This window comes from Peterkaempfera podocarpi, from assembly GCF_042466665.1.
In the GTDB taxonomy this organism is placed as follows: domain Bacteria; phylum Actinomycetota; class Actinomycetes; order Streptomycetales; family Streptomycetaceae; genus Peterkaempfera; species Peterkaempfera podocarpi.
In genome coordinates this window covers 4,811,648-4,827,537 of the sequence record NZ_CP162102.1, presented here as the reverse complement: position 1 = coordinate 4,827,537, position 15,890 = coordinate 4,811,648, and the positions used below count along the sequence as shown (strand labels likewise).

12 protein-coding genes and 2 pseudogenes are annotated in these 15,890 nt (G+C 74.9%); 6 read left to right on the top strand and 8 right to left on the bottom strand.

Annotation, left to right across the window (positions count from 1 at the left end; all coding sequences use genetic code 11):
• The first annotated feature begins 286 nt into the window (after nucleotides 1-286).
• Entirely contained in the window at nucleotides 287-517 is a 231-nt protein-coding gene (locus AB0761_RS21270; protein ID WP_377270681.1) for a hypothetical protein, read from the top strand.
• A 96-nt stretch (nucleotides 518-613) separates the two neighbouring features.
• Here the strand turns inward: AB0761_RS21270 and AB0761_RS21265 are convergent, their stop codons facing one another.
• Nucleotides 614-1,261: an HAD family hydrolase gene (locus tag AB0761_RS21265; protein ID WP_377270680.1), complete on the bottom strand. Its 648-nt coding sequence runs from the start codon at nucleotides 1,259-1,261 to the stop codon at nucleotides 614-616.
• A 224-nt stretch (nucleotides 1,262-1,485) separates the two neighbouring features.
• On the opposite strand from AB0761_RS21265, the gene AB0761_RS21260 reads away from it, so the two are divergent.
• Nucleotides 1,486-2,313, top strand: a complete 828-nt coding sequence (locus AB0761_RS21260; RefSeq protein WP_377270679.1) for a class I SAM-dependent methyltransferase — start codon at nucleotides 1,486-1,488, stop codon at nucleotides 2,311-2,313.
• 122 nt (nucleotides 2,314-2,435) lie between these two features.
• Here AB0761_RS21260 and AB0761_RS21255 read toward each other — a convergent pair whose 3' ends face one another.
• Nucleotides 2,436-3,422: a hypothetical protein gene (locus tag AB0761_RS21255; RefSeq protein WP_377270678.1), complete on the bottom strand. Its 987-nt coding sequence runs from the start codon at nucleotides 3,420-3,422 to the stop codon at nucleotides 2,436-2,438.
• Between the two features lie 130 nt (nucleotides 3,423-3,552).
• Here AB0761_RS21255 and AB0761_RS21250 point away from each other — a divergent pair.
• Nucleotides 3,553-6,053 (top strand): annotated as a pseudogene (locus tag AB0761_RS21250) (helicase C-terminal domain-containing protein).
• A 1-nt stretch (nucleotide 6,054) separates the two neighbouring features.
• On the opposite strand, the gene AB0761_RS21245 reads toward AB0761_RS21250, so the two are convergent.
• A complete protein-coding gene (locus AB0761_RS21245; protein WP_377270677.1) occupies nucleotides 6,055-6,543 on the bottom strand; it encodes a Uma2 family endonuclease in 489 nt (162 codons plus the stop codon).
• A 228-nt stretch (nucleotides 6,544-6,771) separates the two neighbouring features.
• Here AB0761_RS21245 and AB0761_RS21240 point away from each other — a divergent pair, with 228 nt between their 5' ends.
• Nucleotides 6,772-8,436, top strand: coding sequence for a DNA repair helicase XPB (locus AB0761_RS21240; protein ID WP_377270676.1), 1,665 nt, complete (start codon nucleotides 6,772-6,774; stop codon nucleotides 8,434-8,436).
• A gap of 114 nt (nucleotides 8,437-8,550) precedes the next feature.
• Here AB0761_RS21240 and AB0761_RS21235 read toward each other — a convergent pair whose 3' ends face one another.
• Both AB0761_RS21235 and AB0761_RS21230 read right to left on the bottom strand, forming a co-directional pair.
• Nucleotides 8,551-9,165, bottom strand: a complete 615-nt coding sequence (locus AB0761_RS21235; RefSeq protein WP_377270675.1) for a VanZ family protein — start codon at nucleotides 9,163-9,165, stop codon at nucleotides 8,551-8,553.
• A gap of 345 nt (nucleotides 9,166-9,510) precedes the next feature.
• Nucleotides 9,511-9,720, bottom strand: coding sequence for a hypothetical protein (locus AB0761_RS21230; RefSeq protein ID WP_377270674.1), 210 nt, complete (start codon nucleotides 9,718-9,720; stop codon nucleotides 9,511-9,513).
• Nucleotides 9,721-10,565: 845 nt separating this feature from the next.
• Between AB0761_RS21230 and AB0761_RS21225 the strand changes: the two genes are divergently transcribed.
• Nucleotides 10,566-12,302, top strand: a complete 1,737-nt coding sequence (locus AB0761_RS21225; protein ID WP_377270673.1) for a HelD family protein — start codon at nucleotides 10,566-10,568, stop codon at nucleotides 12,300-12,302.
• Nucleotides 12,303-12,472: 170 nt separating this feature from the next.
• Here the strand turns inward: AB0761_RS21225 and AB0761_RS21220 are convergent, their stop codons facing one another.
• Nucleotides 12,473-13,171: a copper homeostasis protein CutC gene (locus tag AB0761_RS21220; RefSeq protein ID WP_377270672.1), complete on the bottom strand. Its 699-nt coding sequence runs from the start codon at nucleotides 13,169-13,171 to the stop codon at nucleotides 12,473-12,475.
• 72 nt (nucleotides 13,172-13,243) lie between these two features.
• Here AB0761_RS21220 and AB0761_RS21215 point away from each other — a divergent pair, with 72 nt between their 5' ends.
• Nucleotides 13,244-13,888 (top strand): hypothetical protein, encoded by a 645-nt coding sequence (locus tag AB0761_RS21215; RefSeq protein WP_377270671.1) that lies wholly within the window; start codon nucleotides 13,244-13,246, stop codon nucleotides 13,886-13,888.
• A gap of 19 nt (nucleotides 13,889-13,907) precedes the next feature.
• On the opposite strand, the gene AB0761_RS21210 is transcribed toward AB0761_RS21215, so the two are convergent.
• Nucleotides 13,908-14,291 carry a hypothetical protein gene (locus AB0761_RS21210; RefSeq protein ID WP_377270670.1) on the bottom strand — a complete coding sequence of 128 codons (384 nt, stop codon included), beginning with the start codon at nucleotides 14,289-14,291 and terminating at the stop codon, nucleotides 13,908-13,910.
• 137 nt (nucleotides 14,292-14,428) lie between these two features.
• Nucleotides 14,429-15,803, bottom strand: a pseudogene (locus tag AB0761_RS21205) (NADP-dependent succinic semialdehyde dehydrogenase).
• Between the last annotated feature and the right edge of the window lie 87 nt (nucleotides 15,804-15,890).

The window sequence follows — 15,890 nt, the reverse complement described above, 5'->3', positions numbered from 1 at the left end:
TGTGAGTGATTGTCGGGTGTGGCCGACGACCGCTGGATGGTGGATGGCGCTCCCGGCCTCCCGGCGGGCGCGCGGTGCGACGGGGCCTGCGCGGAGCTAGCAGGCAGTCGCAAGATTAACGGGCGGCGCCTCGGGCGGGCGCCCACCGGCTCTGCCGCTCAGGGCACGCCCGCCGCCCAGGGCACGCCCGGACGGTGACAGCGGCAAGCTGGTCATGGGACGCACCCCCCGGTCCGGACGCCGGGGTGCGGATCGACCCCGTGCGTGACGTGCATACCCTGGTGGGGTGAGCACCGAAACCAGCAAACCGGGCGACGCACTCGTCCGAGCGGGCGCCGTCGTCTTCATCGTCGGCGCCGTGGCCACCGTGGCCACCTTCGTCCCTCTCTTCCTCGATCTCACCCGGCTGCCGACCGCCGCCTACTGGCTCTCCATGCTGATGCCGGCCGGCTTCCTGGTGGCCCTGCTGGGACTTCTGCGGGCCGCCCGCGCCCAGCGCCGGCACACCGCTGCCTGACCCGGCCGGACAGGCATCGCCGTGTGCCCGGCCTCCCGCGCCGGCGGGAGGCCGGGCACACGGGCCGTCCGCAGCGCCGGGGTTGCTGCCGGGTGGTCAGCGGGACCGGGTGGGTTCGCCCAGGAGGTGGGACTCGAGCCACTCGGGGAAGGCCGTGAGGTCGTCCAGGACCACGTCCGCGCCCGCCTCGCGCAGTGCCTCGGCGCCGAACGGCCCGGTCGCCACCGCCACCGCCAGCGCATCGGCGGCCCGGGCGCCGGTGATGTCGCCGAGATGGTCGCCCACGTACACCGAGGCACCCTCGGCCCGCAGCACGGCGCCCTTCTCCTGGGCCCACACCGAACCGGCCAGCGCGTCGACACCGATGCCGACATGGTCCAGGTGCAGCCTGGCGTTGGGGCCGTGCTTGCCGGTCACCACCACGGCGCGGCCGCCGCGGGCGCGTACCGCCTCGACCGCCTCCCTCGCGCCCGGCAGCGGCAGGCAGGCGGGGACGGCCGTGTGCGGGTACATCGCCCGGTAGCGGTCGGCGACCTCCGTGATGCGCTCCTCGGGGAACCAGTGGGCGAGCTCCACCTCCAGCGGCGGCCCCAGCCGGGTGACGGCCAGCGCGCTGTCGATCCACACCCCTGTCTCGGCCGCGATGGCGTCATAGGTGGCCTTGATACCGGGCCTGGTGTCGAGCAGGGTCATGTCGAGGTCGAAGCCCACCGTGAGCGGGGCGCCGGGCGCCAGATCAGCCATGGGCACCACCCTAAGACCCTGGTCCGCGGCGAATCCGGCCACGTCCCCCGCCGGAGCCGGGCCGGGCGGCGGCCGATCGCCGCCGGTCGCGGGCGGACACCGGACGGTCGCCGTCCCGTCGCCGTCCGGTCACCGGAGGGCCGCCGTACGGGCGCCGCACGGTCGTCGCCGATCGTCCTGTCGGGCCTCTTGTGACCTGTGCCACACCCCTCCACCATGGCAGGATGCCGAGCATTCGAGAGCAGGCGCCCGCCCAGCGGCGCAAGGCCCGGATCACCCGCTCCTTCGACCTCGCCTCGGACAGCTACGACGAGGCCAACGGCGACTTCTTCAACCCCGTCGGCGACCGGCTGGTGGAACTGGCCGGCCTCCGCCCCGGCGACCGCGTCCTGGACCTGGGCTGCGGGCGCGGCGCCGTACTCTTCCCCGCCCTGGCGGCCGTCGGCCCCGACGGCTATGTCGCCGGGGTGGACCTGTCACCCGCCATGGTCCACCGCACCGCCCACCAGGCCGCCGACGCACGGCTGCGCAATGTCTCCGTGCGGGTGGACGACGCCGAGGACCTGGGCTTTCCCGACCAGTCCTTCGAGGCGGTGCTCTCCTCGCTGACCCTGATGCTCACCCCCGACCCGGACGCCGCACTGGCCCAGGCCCATCGGGTGCTGGTCCCCGGCGGCCGCTTCGGCCTCACCCTCTTCGGCCCCGACGTCCAGCCCGAGTGGCGGCAGGCCGCCCGGGTGCTGCACGGCTACGCCGAGGACGGCCCCCTCGGCTTCAACACCCTGGCCGACGGCCCCGAGGCGGCCCTCGCCGCGGCCGGCTTCGGCGGGGTCCGCACCGTGGAGGAGGTCGTCACCGTGCAGTACGCCGACCTGGACGCCTGGTGGCGCTCGGTCCGCTCCGACGGCAACCGCGATCTGCTGGAGTCCATCCCGCCCGACCGCCTCGACGAGGCCCGCAGGGCCGCGTACGAGGTCGTCCGCCCCCTCGCCGCAGCCGGCGACCTCACCCGCCGCACCGCCGTCCGCTACATCACGGCCCACCGCCCCTGATCCGGTACGCACCCCATCCGGTACGCACCCCGCAACGGGACGACGGCCTGCACGCCGGTGAGGACCGGGGTGCGGGCCGTCCGTGTGCGGCGCCGGGGCGGCGGGGGCCGGCGGACGAGGGGTCAGCCCCGCGGCGTCCGGCCACTCAGGGCGCGCCAGCCCAGGAAGACCGCCGACCCGGCCGCGGCGGACCGCAGCACCACCGGCACCAGCGATTTCAGCGCCGCCTGGAACTGCGCATCGGTGGGCGGCGGCCCGCCCCACCGTCCGCTTGTCCGCCCCCACAGCCACACCGCGGCGCCCAGCACCGCCAGCGCCGGAATGCCGAACACCGCGAACCGCCGGACCGGCAGGCTCATCCGCCGCGAGGCATAGGCGGCCAGCCACCCCAGCAGCATCACCACCAGCTGCCCCGTCACCGCGCCCGCCAGCAGCAGCACCGCTGCCGCGGACTCCAGCAGCGGCGGCCGTCCCGGCCCCGGCGGGCGCAGCGCGGCGGCAAGCCGCCGCCGCCCGGGCTTCTCGGCGGGCACCGGCAGCACCGGCTCCGCCTCCGGCTCCGCGGTGGGGGCGGCGGGGGCGGCTGCCGCGGGCGGCCGCTGCTCGGCCTCGAAGCGGATCTCGACCCCGTCCCACCCCGGGAAGTCCTCGGCCGTCGGCAGATGGGCCGGCTGCACCGGGCCGTCCTCCGCCTCCGGCACCGCGGCGGCGGCCGCGCCCGGCACCCGCCACCACTCCGCGTCCCGCGTGGCGGGCAGCGTGGGCACGGACGGCCCGGGGGACGCCGGCGGCCCGGCCGGCACCGACGGCCCCGGCCCCGGCGGCGGGACCGGGCCCGGCACCGCGGCGGGAGCAGGCACCGACGGGCCCGGCGCGGAGGGAGGGCCCTGCCGGGCGGCCCGCTCGACCACCTGGTCGGGCGGCCCCAGGCGCTCCAGCACCTTCCGTACGGCGGCCGGGGTGTCCCTGGCCGTGGCCCTGCGGCTGTCGATGTCGGCGCGGAGCCCCGCTATCAGCCGTGCCCGGTCGGCCGCGGGCAGCGAGGTCTGCGCCAGATCGGCCACCCGCCCCAGGTAGTCGTAGACCAACTTGTCGCTCTCGATCCCCATCCCGCCGCCCCACCCACGCTCGGCCAACGCCTCCGCAGAGGAAGGTACCCACCCCCGGCCCGTGCGGCGAGGTGCCGCACCGCCGCCGGGACCGTCTCCCGTGTCGGCGGTCCCGACTAATCTGGTGCGGATGACCGAGCAGACCGGTGGCCGGACCCCCGCCGCACCCCGCACTCTCGCCGAGGAGCTCCGCTCCCGCGACGACGAGGCGCTGGCCGCCCTGCTCCGGGCCCGCCCCGACCTGCTCACCCCGGTCCCCAGCGACCTCACCCAGCTGGCCACCAGGATCTCCACCCGGGCCTCCTCGCTGCGGGCCCTGGAGCGGCTGGACCGCTTCACCCTCCAGGTCGCCGAGGCGCTGGCCGCCGCACCGGACGGCTGCGACAGCGGCACCGTGCTGCGCCTGCTCACCGGTACGCCCGGCGTAGCCCCGCACCGCCATGCCGACCCGGTGGACGCGGCCCAGGTGGCCGCCGCCCTCCCCGGTGCGCTCGCCCTGCTGCGCGAGCGGGCCCTGCTGTGGGGCCAGGGACCCGCCCTGCATCTGGTCCGCGCCGTACGGGAGATCCTCGCCCCCACCGCCGCCCACCCGGGGCCGACCGGCCTGGGCCCGACCCTGGCCGAGGCCACCGCGGGGATGTCCCCCGGCCGCCTTCAGGAGCTGCTCGCCGACGCCGGGCTGCCGACCACCCACGACCCGGTATCGGCGGTCGCGGCCCTGACCGCGATGCTCACCGACGGCCGGCAGGTCGACGCAGTGCTCGCCGGGGCCCCCGAGCCCGCCCTGGGCGTACTGGACCGGCTCGTCTGGGGCCCGCCCACCGGCACCGTCCCCGACGCGGGCCGCCCGGTCCGCGCCCAGGACGCCCGCAGCCCCGTGGAGTGGCTGCTGGCCCGTGGGCTGCTGCTGCCGTCCGGACCGCGCACGGTCGTCCTCCCCCGGGAGGCCGCCCTGCATCTGCGGGGCGGGCGCAGCCACCGCACCGTGGAGCCCGCTCCGCCGCAGGTGGAACCGTCCCGTGTGCACGACCCCCGGTCGGTGGACGCCACCGCCGCGGGCCAGGCGTTCACCGCCGTCCGCACCGTCGAGGAGCTGCTCGACCAGTGGGGCCTCACCCCGCCGCCCGTGCTGCGGGCCGGCGGGCTCGGCGTCCGCGATCTGCGCCGGGCGGCCGCCATGCTCGACGTCCCCGAGGCCACGGCCGCCTTCTGGCTGGAACTCGCCCATGGCGCCGGGCTGCTGGCCTCCGACGGCGAGGCGGACGAAGTGTTCGCCCCCACCCCCGCCTACGACAGCTGGCTGCAGCAGCCCGTCGCCGAGCGCTGGACGCTGCTCGCCCGCAGCTGGCTGGCCGGCACCCGGGTCGCCGGGCTGGTCGGCGGCAAGGACAGCAAGGGCCGTGCGCTCGCCGCCCTCGGCCCCGACCTGGACCGCACCCTCGCCCCCGGCACCCGCCGCGCCGTACTGCGGCAGCTGGCCGAGCTGCCGCCGGGCGGCGCCGCGCCCGCGGACGCGCTGCTGCCTGCGATGCGCTGGCACCGTCCGTGGCGCAGCGGCCCCTCCAGCGGCGAGGGGCGGGACCTGCGGGACGACCTCACCGACTGGACGCTCGCCGAGGCCGAGCTGATCGGCATCACCGGCCGCGGCGCCCTGGCCGCTCCCGCCCGGTCGCTGCTGTCCGGCACCGACCCGGCCCCCGCGCTGGAGCCGCTCCTCCCGCAGCCGCTGGACCATGTGATCCTGCAGCCCGACCTCACCGCCATCGCCCCGGGTCCGCTGCACACCCCGCTGGCGCAGGCCCTGGGGCTGGCCGCGGATGTGGAGTCCAAGGGCGGCGCCACCGTCTACCGCTTCACCCCGGACTCCGTCCGCCGGGCTCTGGACGCCGGGCGCACCGCCGCCGATCTGCATGCCTTTCTGGAGCAGCACTCCCGGACGCCCGTGCCGCAGCCGCTCAGCTATCTGGTCGACGATGTGGCCAGACGCCATGGGCGGCTCCGGGTCGGTGCCGCCTCCGCCTATCTGCGCTGCGACGACGACGCGCTGCTGGCCGAGGTCCTGGCCGACCGCCGCTCAGCGCAGCTGCGGCTGCGCCGTCTCGCCCCCACCGTCCTCGCCGCCCAGGCAGGCCCCGAGGCGGTGCTCAACCAGTTGCGCGCCATGGGGTACGCCCCGGCGGCCGAGTCCGCCGAGGGCGACATCGTGATCACCCGCCCCGATGCGCGGCGCACCCCGCCGCGCAGCGCCCCCACCCCCGTACCGGACGGGCCGCCCACCCCGGGGAGGTCCTGCTTGACGCCGCGGTCCGGGCGGTCCGCGCCGGCGACCGTGCCTCCATCGCCGTCCGCCGCGACGCCGTCTCCGGCCCGGCCGCCGCCAACGGCCCGGCCCGGCTGCCGCGGACGGCCTCCGCGGAGACCCTGGCGGCGCTGCAGACCGCCGTGCTGCTCGGCGAGCGGATGTGGATCGGCTATGTCAACGCCGAGGGCTCGGCCGGGCAGTTCATCGTCGCCCCGGTGAAGGTCGAGGGCGGCTATGTCACGGCCTACGACCACGCCCGGGACGAGGTGCGCACCTTCGCCCTGCACCGCATCACCGGCGTCGCCGACATCGACGAACCCGAGGAGTGACTCACCCGCGGGGCTTCACCAGCTCCAGCGGGTCCACCCGCACCGGGAAGGGCTTGTCGATCAGCGTGACCTCCCCGGGACCGGCCACGGTCCGCTCGGTGTAACCGCCGTCCTCGAACTCGGCCACCACCAGGCTGGGTACCGGCTGCAACTCCAGCCGCCAGTACGCGGGGACGGCACCGGAGGCATACATCAGAGGCTTGACCTTGCGGTCGATCTGACGCCCGGCAGGCGACGGGGAGACGATCTCCACCACGAACCACACCGCCTCCGGGTCGCAGGTCACCGGATCGGCGGCCGCCGCGGCGGCGTCCACCACCGCGATGTCCGGCACCAGCAGACCGCTGGGCAGCACGACATTGACGGCCTCCATGACCTCCACCGGCGCCCCCACGGCCTCGGCCGCCGCCTCCAGCAGATTGGCCAGACGTCGTGACGCCCGCTGGTGCTGCGTTCCCGCGCTCGGCGACAGACCAGCGCATCCCCCCACAGCTCGAACCGGTGCCTGCCGTCGTCGTCCAGCGCCAGGACGTCCGCCACGGTCCAGGCACCCGAATGCTCGAATGCGACGCTCATCGCACCCACCGCCTCCCGGAACGCCGTTGCCATCAGTGTTGCAGGCCGTACCGGCCCCTCCGGGCGGTCGAGCACACGTTCACCCGCACGAGTGCGCAACACTGGAGGGTCTGGCCATGGCTCCACCGGAAGGACATCGCACGTGAACGACGGGCCCCTGATCGTCCAGAGCGACAAGACCCTTTTGCTGGAGGTCGAGCACCCCCGCGCCGACGACTGCCGGCGCGCGATCGCACCGTTCGCCGAGCTGGAGCGGGCGCCGGAGCATGTGCACACCTACCGGGTGACCCCGCTGGGCCTGTGGAACGCCCGGGCCGCCGGGCACGACGCCGAGCAGGTCGTGGACGCCCTGGTCAACTACTCCCGCTACCCGGTGCCGCACGCCCTGCTGGTGGACGTGGCCGAGACCATGGCCCGCTACGGGCGGCTCCAGCTGCAGAAGCACCCCTCGCACGGACTGGTGCTGTCGACCAGCGACCGTCCGGTGCTGGAGGAGGTGCTGCGGTCCAGGAAGATCGCCCCGCTGGTGGGCGAGCGGGTGGACCCGGACACCGTGGTGGTGCACCCCTCCGAGCGCGGCCAGATCAAGCAGGTGCTGCTGAAGCTCGGCTGGCCGGCCGAGGACCTGGCCGGGTATGTGGACGGCGAGGCGCACCCCATCGCGCTGGACCAGGACGGCTGGCATCTCCGGCCGTACCAGACCCAGGCGGTGGAGGGCTTCTGGCACGGCGGCTCGGGTGTGGTGGTCCTGCCCTGCGGCGCCGGCAAGACGCTCGTGGGGGCGGCCGCGATGGCCGAGGCCAAGGCGACCACCCTGATCCTGGTCACCAACACCGTCTCGGCCCGGCAGTGGAAGCACGAGCTGGTGAAGCGGACCACCCTGACCGAGGACGAGATCGGCGAGTACAGCGGTACCCGCAAGGAGATCCGCCCGGTGACCATCGCCACGTACCAGGTGATGACCACCAGGCGGAAGGGCGTCTATCCGCACCTGGAGCTGTTCGACTCCCGCGACTGGGGCCTGATCGTCTACGACGAGGTGCATCTGCTGCCTGCGCCGATCTTCCGGTTCACCGCCGACCTCCAGGCCCGGCGCCGGCTCGGGCTGACCGCGACCCTGGTCCGGGAGGACGGCCGGGAGGGCGACGTGTTCTCGCTGATCGGCCCCAAGCGGTACGACGCCCCGTGGAAGGAGATCGAGGCGCAGGGCTACATCGCGCCCGCCGACTGCTGCGAGGTCCGGGTCACCCTCACCGACTCCGAGCGGCTGGCCTATGCGGTCGCCGAGCCGGACGAGCGCTACCGGTTCTGCGCCACCACGGCGACCAAGCGCCGGGTGGTGGAGGCTCTGGTGGAGCAGCACCGGGGCGACCAGACCCTGGTCATCGGCCAGTACATCGACCAGCTGGACGAGCTGGGCGAGACGCTGGGCGCCCCGGTGATCAAGGGCGAGACCACCAATCTGCAGCGGGAGAAGCTCTTCGACGCCTTCCGCAACGGGGAGATCTCGGTCCTGGTGGTCTCCAAGGTCGCCAACTTCTCCATCGACCTGCCGGAGGCAGCGGTCGCCATCCAGGTGTCGGGCACCTTCGGCTCCCGGCAGGAGGAGGCGCAGCGGCTGGGCCGGGTGCTGCGGCCCAAGGCGGACGGCCGGGCGGCCCACTTCTACTCGGTGGTCGCCCGGGACACCATCGACCAGGACTTCGCCGCGCACCGGCAGCGCTTCCTGGCGGAGCAGGGCTACGCCTACCGGATCATCGACGCCGACGACGTGCTGCACGAGGCCGGCGACGACCCGGTCCGCTGACGGCGGTCCTCCGCGCCGGCCGGGCCTGAGGGCCCGGCCGGCGCGTTCCGGCCTCCGGCCGCGCCCGGCGCCCGCCTCCCGGGCGCCGGTCGGCAGTCGGCAGTCGGCAGTCGGTCAGACGGTGTTCGCCGGTTCCCGTCGGCGCTGCCACCAGTGGCGCCGCCGCGGGTGGACGGCCCGCGAGATCCGGCGCCCCAGCAGCAGATAGCCCAGCAGGGAGCCGGCGGTGTTCAGGATGACGTCGTCGATGTCGAACGACCGGCCCTGGACCATCGACCCCTGCACCAGCTCGACCAGCAGCATCACCGCACCGGTCGCCAGCAGCACCCACAGCAGTCCCCTGGCCCGGGGCACCAGGATCGGCAGCAGCACCCCGAAGGGGACCCCCAGTGCCACGTTGCCGCCGATCTGCTTCACCGCCTCCCGTACCGAGGGCTGGTTGAGGTAGAGCCGCAGCGACGCACCGGGGTGCAGATTGCTGTGCGAGATCGGCACCGAGGCGGGCGAGGGGGTGAGCGTCACCCGGGCCAGTACGGCGGCGAAGGCCACCATGGCCGCAAAGGCCACCAGCATGATCAGGGCCCGCAGCAGGGCCGCCAGCGGGGAGCGCTGCCCGCTCTGCGGCGAGGGTGCCGTACGGGGCTTGGCCGCAGGTGTCTTCCGGGGCTTGGCAGGGTCCTTCCGGGGCTTGGCCGCCGATGGCTTCCGGCCCTTCGCAGGGGGTGCCACCACAGGTGCCGTGCGGGGCTTGGCCGCCGATGGCTTCCGGCCCTTCGCAGGGGGTGCCACCACAGGTGCCGTGCGGGGCTTGGCCGCCGATGGCTTCCGGTCCTTCGCGGCGGGTGCCGCCGCAGGTGCCGCCCCGCGCTGCGGTCCGGCGCTGCGGGGGTCCAGCAACTGCCGCAGCGGGTCTGTGATCCGGCTGAGCCGGCGTCCGGCGCGCGGCCTCTCCTTGGCGACCGACACTGGCCCCTCCCCCTCGGCTGTACAGCGGTGGCACGCGTTCCGTCGTTGCGCGTGTACCCCACGTGCCCCCGGGTACGCCCGAACGGCCCAGCCGCGGTGGGAATCAGGTCACATGTCGACGCCGTCCCGTCCGAGGATGGTCACCCGGGCGACGGTGCCGACCAGGATGCCGGCCCTGCGCAGGGCGGATTTCAGCGGATTGTCGTGGTGCCCGGTGCCCGGGTGGCTGCCGTGGGTGGCCGGTGGTGTCTGCTGCGGCGGAACCCGGGGTGCCTGGCCCGGCGACCTGCCGGACGGGTTGATGTGTGCGGTGCTCATAGCTCCACCGTAGGTTCGCCCGCGGGGCAGGGCATCGGCCCACGGGGCTTGTCCTGCGGGCCGGCACCTCGTCCTTGGGGCGTAGCCGCCTCCTCCTCCGTACTGGCTCCGCCCCGGAGTCCTCTCAGGGTGAAGGTGTTCGCGCAGCGGACGTCCAGGGTTTACGATGTCCCGCCTGCCGCCTCCCGAACCGTGGTGCCCGCTCTCCGGGCAGCCGTGGGAGGAAGTCGTCCGGTCGGCAACCGGTCGGCATCCTTCAAGTGTTCCGTTACGAGACCGCTGCGGCGCCGGGCAGTTCCCCTCCCGGACCCCCGGGGCCACCGCAGCCGGGAAGGCTTCGCCGTGCCCTCGCACGCCCACACCACCGCTGCCGTACCCCCTGCCGACACGGCCACCGACGACCCTCTGCAACGCGAGCGGAACCATCTGCGCCACTCGCGTGCCGCGCTGCGCGCCATGCGCGAGGACGTGGAGTCGCTGGACCTCAGGGATGTCGCCGGCACCTGGGTCTCGGCCGAGGTGCTGCGCACCCAGATCCAGAACCGCATCGCCGCGCTGGCGGACATGGCGCACACCCCGCTCTTCTTCGGCCGCCTGGACTATCTGCACTCCATCGGCGGGGAGCAGGCGGAGGGCGCGGCTGGGGAGCGCTTCTACATCGGCCGCCGGCACGTCCACGACGCGGACGGCGACCCCATGGTGATCGACTGGCGGGCTCCGGTCTCCCAGCCGTTCTACCGGGCCAGCCGCACCGAGCCGATGGATGTGGAACGCCGCCGCCGCTTCGGCTACACCGCCGGGGACTCACCGCCTACGAGGACGAGCACCTCAGCGACCCCTCCGAGGTGGAGACGTCGAGCGCGCTGCTGGCGGCCGAGATCGAGCGTCCGCGCGTCGGCCCGATGCGGGACATCGTCGCCACCATCCAGCCCGAGCAGGACGAGATCGTCCGCGCCGGGATCGGCGGCAGCGTCTGTGTGCAGGGCGCGCCCGGCACCGGCAAGACCGCGGTGGGTCTGCACCGGGTCGCCTATCTGCTGTACGCCCACCGCGACCGGCTGGCCCGCACGGGCACCCTGGTGATCGGGCCCAACCGGTCGTTTCTCCAGTACATCGAGCAGGTGCTGCCCGCCCTCGGCGAGGTCGACGTCGCCCAGGCGACGGTGGAGGAGCTGGTCTCCCATGTGCCGGTGCGGGCCACCGAGCCCGCCGCCTCGGCGCGGGTGAAGGGCGACGCCCGGATGGCGGAGGTGCTGCGCCGCGCGGTGCGCTCCGGGGTGCGCATGCCCACCGAGCCGTGCGTGGTGGTGCGGGGCTCCCGCCGGTGGCGTGTCCCGGCGTACGAGCTCCAGGAGATCGCGGAGGAGCTGCTCTCCCGGGACATCCGCTACGGCGCCGCCCGGGAGGCGCTGCCGCAGCGGATCGCACACTCCGTGCTGGTGAAGATGGAGAACGGCGGGGAGGCCCCCGACGACCGGGTGCAGGACGCGGTGGCGCGCTCCCAGGCGGTGAAGGCCGCGGTCAAGGAGATCTGGCCGCTGGTGGACCCGGTGAAGCTGGTCCACCGGCTGCTGACGGACGCGGCCTTTCTGGCGGAGTGCGCGGAGGGCCTGCTGACGCAGGAGGAGCAGCAGGCCGTGCTCTGGGCCAAGCCCGGCCGCTCGGTGCGGACCGCCCCGTGGACGGTCGCCGACGCCGTGCTGGTGGACGAGGCCACCGACCTGGTGCAGCGCACCCCGTCGCTGGGCCATGTGGTGCTGGACGAGGCCCAGGACCTCTCCCCGATGCAGTACCGGGCGGTGGGACGCCGCTGCAGCACCGGCTCGGCGACGGTACTGGGCGACATCGCCCAGGGCACCACGCCGTGGGCGACGGCCTCCTGGGCGGAGGCGCTGCACCATCTGGGCAAGCCGGAGACACGGGTGGAGGAGCTCACCCAGGGCTTCCGGGTGCCGAGCGAGGTGATCGGGTACGCGTCCCGGCTGCTGCCGTCGATCGCGCCGGGGCTGGCACCTGCGTCCTCGGTGCGGGAGGCACCCGGTGCGCTGGAGGTACGGCCGGTGCCTTGCGCCGCACCCGCCCTCGGCGAGGCGGAGCCGATGCCGGGGCCTGGGCCGATGCCGGGGCCTGGGCCGATGCCGGGGCCTGGGCCGATGCCGGGGCCTGCGGACGATCTGGCCGCGCTGGACCGGGCGGCGGGCCTGGACGATCCTTCGGGCCATCCGACGCTGGACGCGGCGGTGCTGGAGGCCTGCCGGGACGCCCTGGAGCGGGAGGGCTCGATCGGACTGATCGCCGCCGACGCCCGGGTCCCCGTACTGGCCGGGGTGCTGGCCGCGGCGGGGCTGCCGTATCTGTCGCCCGGGGAGGAGACCAGTGCCGACGCCCGGCTCACCCTGGTCCCGGCGTCGCTCGCCAAGGGCCTGGAGTACGACCATGTGGTGCTGGACGAGCCCGCCGCGGTGGTGGCCGGCGAACCGGACCGCCGCACCGGGCTGCGCCGGCTGTATGTGCTGCTCACCCGGGCGGTCTCCGGGCTGACGGTGGTTCACTCCCGGCCGCTCCCGGAGCAGTTGGCCTGACCGGCCGGGGCGGGGGGACCGCGCCGCCCGAGCCGCCCGGATGGCGGCGGCGCGGGCTCTCCGCCTTCCGGCCGCCCCCCGGCCCGGGGACTCGGGTCCGTCCCGGCCCGGGCCGGCGGGAGCGCTCCCGCCGGAGCCAGACCAGGGCCGGAGCCAGGCCGGGGCCGCAGTCAGACCAGGGTGGGCACGGGCGCGTCGATGAGGTTGCGCCAGGCACGGACCCGTTCGGCGTCGACCGGGGAGGTCCAGCCGGCGCAGCGCACGGCGCCGCCGACATGGAAGCCCGACAGGCCCGCGGCCCGCAGGCCGGGGACGTGCTCGGCCCGGAGGCCGCCGCCGACCAGCAGCAGTTCGGCGGACCCCGAGTCGGCCTCCGCCTCGGCGGCCAGCACCTCCTGGCCGGAGTCCACACCGGCGGCGGAGCCTGCGGTGAGGAAGGTGTCCAGGCCGGGCAGGCCGGCGACGGCGGCCCGTGCGGCCCGCCGGTCGGCGGCGTGGTCCAGGGCGCGGTGGAAGGTCCAGCGGCAACCGGGGACGGCATCGAGCACCGTCCGGATCGCGGGCAGATCGACCTCCCCGGCAGGGGTGAGGAAGCCCAGCACGAACTCCTCGGCCCCCTCGGCCCGCAGCCGGAGCGCCCGTGCCCGCAGCTCGTCCAGGTCGCCCGGGGTGAACCCGTCGCGGATCCGCAGCATCACCCGCAGCGGCACCTCGACGGCATCCCGGATGCGGGCGAACTCCTCCACCCGGGGAGTCAGTCCGTCGGCGTGCATGTCGGTGACCAGCTCCAGGCGGTCCGCGCCGCCGGCCACCGCCGCCGTCGCGTCCTCGGCGGATGTGGCAATCACTTCGAAGATTGGTCTAGACATGTGTAACAGCCTGCCATACCAGACGTCCGCAGGGCGACCCCCCTCCCCCGGTCGGTGCTGCACAATGGCGCGATGTCCGACGAAGGCCCCTCCCCCGCCCTGCTCGCCCGCTGGTCCGCCCTGCTGACCCGCTGCGGCGCCACCGCCGACCCCGCCCCCTACGGCACGGAGCTGCTGCGCCGCTGGGCGGAGCCGCAGCGCTGCTACCACACCGCCGCACACCTGACCGCGGTGCTCGATGAGATCGAGGTGCTGGCCGGGCACGCCGACGACGCCGACGCCGTACGGCTGGCGGCCTGGTTCCATGACGCCGTCTACCGGCCCGACCGCTCGGAGAACGAGGAGCGCAGCGCGGCTCTCGCCGAGCGCGCCCTGCCCGAGGCCGGTCTCGGCCGCGCGAGGACCGCAGAGGTGGCCAGGCTGGTGCGGCTGACGGTCACCCATGACCCGTCACCCGGCGACCGCAACGGAGAGGTGCTGTGCGACGCCGATCTGGCGGTGCTGGCAGGGTCCCCCGAGGCGTATGCGGCCTATGCGGCGGCCGTACGGGAGGAGTACGCCTTCGTGCCGGACGAGACGTTCCGGGCGGGCCGGGCCGCGGTGCTGCGGCAGCTGCTGGACCTGCCCGTGCTCTACCGCACCGCCACCGCCCATGCCCGCCACGAGGAGCGGGCGCGGCGCAATCTGGCGACCGAGCTCGACCTGCTCGGCGCCTGAGCCGCGCCCGTACCGGAGGTCATCCGGCGCCCAGCCCGCCGACCGGGGCCACCACCGCCCCCTCCTTGCCGCACACCCAGTGCGGGTCCGGGCCGAGCTCCGGCTCGACCGCCAGGGCGTGCGGGTCGCCCTCGGCCGCGTGCACGGTGCAGAGCGGCCAGCGCCCATAGGCCTCCAGCAGGGCGTCCTGGACGTCCTGGGCGACCAGGCCCAGCAGGTAGTCGACCCCCTCCGGCCACTGTTCGGCCCACCAGCGGCGGTGCGCCACCGCGTCCTCCACCAGGGAGACCACGGCGGCGTCGCACACGTCGCGGGCGGTCAGATCGGCGAGGATGCGGGCACGAGCGGTGTGCAGGGCCGCTTCCAGCGGGGAGTCAGGGGTCTGGCTGGGATCGGAGGACATGGCTCCCATTGTCCCTCGCAGGGGCGGCGGTCCGTCCCCCGATCCGGCCGGCTCCCACATCCCTCCGTCCTTCGCTCCGGTCGGCCCACGGTCCCGCCGATCCGGGTTCAGCCGATCCCGGTTCAGCCCGCCCCGGTTCAGCCGACCCAGACGGTCTTGGCGTTGCAGAACTCGCGGATGCCCAGCGCCGCCAGCTCCCTGCCGTAGCCGGAGCGGCCCACCCCGCCGAAGGGCAGCTGTGGATAGGACGCCACCATCCCGTTGATGAAGACCGCTCCGGCGTCCAGCTCGGCGGTGAAGTACTCCTGCTCGACCGGGTCGGAGGTCCAGGCGGCGGAGCCCAGACCGAAGGGGGTCGCATTGGCGACCGCCACGGCCTCCTCCGCGGAGGCGACCCGGTAGAGGGAGGCCACCGGGCCGAAGACCTCCTCCTGGGCGATCCGCATCCCGGCGGTGATGTCCGTCAGCACGGTCGGCTGATAGAACCAGCCCGGTCCGTCAGGGCGCTCGCCGCCGCAGAGTACGGTGGCGCCGGCACCGACGGCGTCCGCGACCAGCTCCTCCACGTCCGCACGGCCCTGCTCGGTGGCGAGCGGCCCCACCTCGGTGGACTCGTCCATGGGGTCGCCGACCCGCAGCACGCACATCCGCTCCGCGAAGTGCCGGGCGAAGGCGTCGTAGACGTCCGAGTGCACGATGAACCGCTTGGCGGCGATACAGGACTGCCCGTTGCTGGACGCGCGCCGTGACGGCGGTCTCCACGGCGGCGGCGAGGTCCGCCGAGGGCATCACGATGAAGGGGTCGCTGCCACCCAGCTCCAGCACCGTCTTCTTGACCTCGTCACCGGCGACCGCCGCCACCGCGCGCCCGGCAGGCTCGCTGCCGGTGAGGGTCGCGGCCGCCACCCGGGGGTCGCGCAGCACGGCCTCCACCGCCGCCGAACCGATCAGCAGGGTCTGGAAGCAGCCCTCGGCGAAGCCCGCCCTGGTGAAGAGGTCCTCCAGGAAGAGTGCGGTCTGCGGGACGTTGGAGGCGTGTTTCAGCAGGCCGGTGTTGCCCGCCATCAGCGCGGGCGCGGCGAACCGGACCACCTGCCAGAGCGGGAAGTTCCACGGCATCACGGCGAGGACCACCCCCAGCGGCTGCCAGCGGGTCTCCGCCCGGGACGCCTTGACCGTCGAGGCGTCCGCCAGCGGCTCCGGCGCCAGGAACTGCTCCGCGTGCTCGGCGTAGAAGCGCATCGCGACGGCGCACTTGGCCGCCTCGGCGCGGGCCTGCCCCAGCGGCTTGCCCATCTCGGCGGTCATGGTGCGGGCGATCTCCTCCCGCTCGGCGTCCAGCAGATCGGCGGCCTTGCGCATCCTGGCCGCCCGCTCGGCGAAGGGGGTGCGCCGATGGGCCAGGAAGGCGTCGTGGGCGCGGCCGATCCGGTCCCTGACCTCCTCACTGCCCAGCGCTTCAAAGGACTTGAGCGTCTCCCCGGTGGCGGGGTTCACGGATGCGATGGCCATGGCGGTCCGTCCTCCTCTGAGCGGGTGTCCGGAAGCCTTCTTCCCGGTGGGTGCCCGGTGAAGCGCGGACGTCGGGCGGTCCGCCCG